The organism is Geobacillus sp. YHL (assembly GCF_022341265.1).
Classification (GTDB): Bacteria; Bacillota; Bacilli; order Bacillales; family Anoxybacillaceae; genus Geobacillus; species Geobacillus thermoleovorans.
In genome coordinates, this window is record NZ_JAEIGB010000042.1 from 1 (window position 1) to 3,283 (window position 3,283).

Sequence of the window (3,283 nt, forward strand, 5' to 3'; positions counted from 1 at the left end):
CCTCCTGGGTTTGTTTGTGTCGCTACTCACATTCTACAGGAAAGGTGCTCTTTTTTCTATACCCTTTGGATTTTATTGGATAATCAACACGCCTGAAATATTTTTTTAATTGTTCTTTCATTTGTTTTTGAATCGACACATAACGTTGTCTGTAACCTTTTGTATTTTGAATTAAGATTCGTGAACGCTGAAAGTCTATGTCTGATAATCGAATCCCCACACATTCAGAAGCCCTTATTCCTGTTTCTAAAAGGAGCATCATTATAGTTAAATCTCTTACACCAGTAAAAGTCCTTAAATTTGGTTGTTTAAAAAGGATATGAATTTCTTCTTTTGTAAAAGTCGGCACTGCTTTCTTTCGGTCTTTGAGTAGTTTAATCTCATGAAAAGGATTTTGTTTTTTAGAAATGATTTTTTCTCGTTCAAGAAAGTTAAAAAACGCTCTTAATGCACGCAGCCGAGTATTGATTGTTACTGTTTTGCATTTCTTTTGATTTTTCATATACAAAATGACATTTTGTTTAATGATTTCGGGTGTCACTCTGTAAACATTAACTTCTATTTCTTGTTCACGAAGAATCTTATAGAATACAGACAATTCATTTCTGTAATATTGAATAGTTTGAGGACGACAATTCCGTATTTCGCAATCTTCAAGAAATTTTTCAAGTGCTATTTGAAAATCAATAGCATCAGATTGAATAGAATTTGCGTGCATTTCAAAAATTTCATCAGGGGATAAATTATTGTTACGCCTTGCCAAAATATCACCTCTTTGACAAGTCGTATGAGGAATACTGAATCAGATTTTTCAATGGGGAATCGTATGAGGATAAAATAAAAAAGGATTCCCGCATCTTGCAGGAATCCTTGATACATCAGTTTTTCGATGCCGATGGTGGGAGTCGAACCCACACGGGGGGCTACCCCACACGATTTTGAGTCGTGCGCGTCTGCCAATTCCGCCACATCGGCGCGACAATCAACATTTTACCAAATTATCTTTCAACTGTCAACACTTTTTTATTCATTAGATATGGAGGCGGCACCCGGATTCGAACCGGGGATAAAGGTTTTGCAGACCTCTGCCTTACCACTTGGCTATGCCGCCTTGATCAAGAGCGGAAGACGGGACTCGAACCCGCGACCCCCACCTTGGCAAGGTGGTGTTCTACCGCTGAACTACTTCCGCATCCGTGGCTGGGGTAGCTGGATTCGAACCAACGCATCACGGAGTCAAAGTCCGTTGCCTTACCGCTTGGCTATACCCCAACGTTGTAAGTGAAGGGCGACTAGTGGGAATCGAACCCACGCATGCCAGAGCCACAATCTGGTGCGTTAACCACTTCGCCATAGTCGCCATGATCATGATAGGAATGGCAGGGGCAGTAGGAATCGAACCCACACCGGAGGTTTTGGAGACCTCTGTTCTACCATTAAACTATGCCCCTTTGTTAAAATGGTGGAGGGGGACGGATTCGAACCGCCGAACCCAAAGGGAGCGGATTTACAGTCCGCCGCGTTTAGCCACTTCGCTACCCCTCCAAGGAATGGTGCCGACTGCAGGACTTGAACCCGCAACCTACTGATTACGATTCAGTTGCTCTACCAATTGAGCTAAGTCGGCATAAGATGAATGAAGAAGGTGGCTCATTGTTGAGCTCTGTGCCTCTTCCTCTACCAGCTGATTCGAAGAAGCGGAATGCGTCGAGGCAACTCGAAGCGAATTCGATGAAGCAGATGCTCGTCTCTACCAATTCAGCTAAGTCGGCATGCAAACCTATTCTAGTTGTTTCGTGGTGGCTCGGGACGGAATCGAACCGCCGACACAAGGATTTTCAGTCCTTTGCTCTACCGACTGAGCTACCGAGCCGTATCTTATTTTTCCCTTGTTCGTTGATGACTTTTGTGTCCCTTCCTCTACCAGCCAATTCGAAGAAGCTGGGTGCGTCGGGACAACTCGCAGCAGATTCGACGATGCGGATGCTCGTCTCTACCGACTGAGCTACCGAGCCATATATTATTTTTTAACTCGCTCGTTGAATTGCTCTGTGCCTCTTCCTCTACCAGCTGATTCAAAGACGCTCGATGCGTCGAGGCAACTCGAAGCGAATTCGATGAAGCGGATGCTCGTCTCTACCGAATGAGCTGCTGAGCCGTATTTTTCATCTTTCACAATTTTGAAAGAATGGCGGTCCCGACGGGACTCGAACCCGCGATCTCCTGCGTGACAGGCAGGCATGTTAACCACTACACTACGGGACCAATTTTGGTTGCGGGGGCAGGATTTGAACCTGCGACCTTCGGGTTATGAGCCCGACGAGCTACCGGACTGCTCCACCCCGCGACGATAGAAAATGAACTTATTTCGATCATACACTGAGTATCGGTTTAAATATTTATTGCCTCTTCCTCTGCCAGCTGATTCAAAGATGCTCGGTGCGTCGAGGCAACTCGAAGCGGATTCGATGAAGCAAAGGCTCGTTGCCCCACCCCGCGATGATAAGAAAGTAAGTTGATGTTCACAATGCTTTTGGTGTTGTTGTCCGTTGCCTCTTCCTCTACAAGTTGATTCAAAGATGCTGGATGCGTCGGGACAACTCGCGATGAATGAGAAAGCAAGTCAGCTTTTATATTAAGATGGTGGAGGATGACGGGATCGAACCGCCGACCCCTTGCTTGTAAGGCAAGTGCTCTCCCAGCTGAGCTAATCCTCCACAAAGAAGTGACCCGTACGGGATTCGAACCCGTGTTACCGCCGTGAAAGGGCGGTGTCTTAACCACTTGACCAACGGGCCATGCTGATGGATCATGGCGGAGAGCAAGGGATTCGAACCCTTGAGGCGCTATTCACGCCTACACGATTTCCAATCGTGCTCCTTCGACCACTCGGACAGCTCTCCACGATGGCTCCGCAGGCAGGATTCGAACCTGCGACCAATCGGTTAACAGCCGATTGCTCTACCACTGAGCTACTGCGGAATCATAACGACGGTCAATTCTCCCAACAAGATGTCCTGCCTCTTCCTCTGCCAGCCGATTCAAAGAAGCTGGATGCGTCGAGGCAACTCGCAGTTCATCCGATGATGCAAATGCTCGTCACTGAGCTGCTGCGAAATGACATCTCTTTAGACATTTACTATTATAATGATTCGCGCTGAGCTGTCAAGAGTTTTTTCATTCCTTCAAAACTAGATAACCGTTGGAAGAAGCCGCTCGCCTGCGCTTTTCGCATTGTCCAGCTCCGGCTCGCCGCCGCTCGGGGTCAAATAACCTTCGCCTT

General features: G+C 46.7%; 1 protein-coding gene and 15 tRNA genes. All 16 read right to left on the reverse strand.

Annotation, left to right across the window (positions count from 1 at the left end):
* Positions 1-22: 22 nt before the first annotated feature.
* Complete coding sequence (locus JCR24_RS17325; RefSeq protein WP_238981099.1) at positions 23-763, reverse strand: tyrosine-type recombinase/integrase; 741 nt, start codon at positions 761-763, stop codon at positions 23-25.
* A 127-nt stretch (positions 764-890) separates the two neighbouring features.
* Positions 891-975, reverse strand: a tRNA-Leu gene (locus JCR24_RS17330).
* Between the two features lie 62 nt (positions 976-1,037).
* Positions 1,038-1,111, reverse strand: a tRNA-Cys gene (locus JCR24_RS17335).
* 9 nt (positions 1,112-1,120) lie between these two features.
* A tRNA-Gly gene (locus JCR24_RS17340) sits at positions 1,121-1,192 on the reverse strand.
* A gap of 5 nt (positions 1,193-1,197) precedes the next feature.
* A tRNA-Gln gene (locus tag JCR24_RS17345) sits at positions 1,198-1,272 on the reverse strand.
* 15 nt (positions 1,273-1,287) lie between these two features.
* Positions 1,288-1,360, reverse strand: a tRNA-His gene (locus tag JCR24_RS17350).
* A 17-nt stretch (positions 1,361-1,377) separates the two neighbouring features.
* A tRNA-Trp gene (locus tag JCR24_RS17355) sits at positions 1,378-1,451 on the reverse strand.
* Between the two features lie 9 nt (positions 1,452-1,460).
* Positions 1,461-1,545 (reverse strand) — tRNA-Tyr (locus JCR24_RS17360).
* Positions 1,546-1,551: 6 nt separating this feature from the next.
* A tRNA-Thr gene (locus JCR24_RS17365) sits at positions 1,552-1,627 on the reverse strand.
* Between the two features lie 170 nt (positions 1,628-1,797).
* Positions 1,798-1,873, reverse strand: a tRNA-Phe gene (locus JCR24_RS17370).
* 316 nt (positions 1,874-2,189) lie between these two features.
* Positions 2,190-2,265, reverse strand: a tRNA-Asp gene (locus JCR24_RS17375).
* A 5-nt stretch (positions 2,266-2,270) separates the two neighbouring features.
* Positions 2,271-2,347 (reverse strand) — tRNA-Met (locus JCR24_RS17380).
* Between the two features lie 294 nt (positions 2,348-2,641).
* Positions 2,642-2,717, reverse strand: a tRNA-Val gene (locus JCR24_RS17385).
* A gap of 9 nt (positions 2,718-2,726) precedes the next feature.
* Positions 2,727-2,798 (reverse strand) — tRNA-Glu (locus tag JCR24_RS17390).
* Positions 2,799-2,812: 14 nt separating this feature from the next.
* Positions 2,813-2,903: transfer RNA gene (locus tag JCR24_RS17395), tRNA-Ser, on the reverse strand.
* Positions 2,904-2,907: 4 nt separating this feature from the next.
* Positions 2,908-2,982, reverse strand: a tRNA-Asn gene (locus JCR24_RS17400).
* Positions 2,983-3,283: the final 301 nt, after the last annotated feature.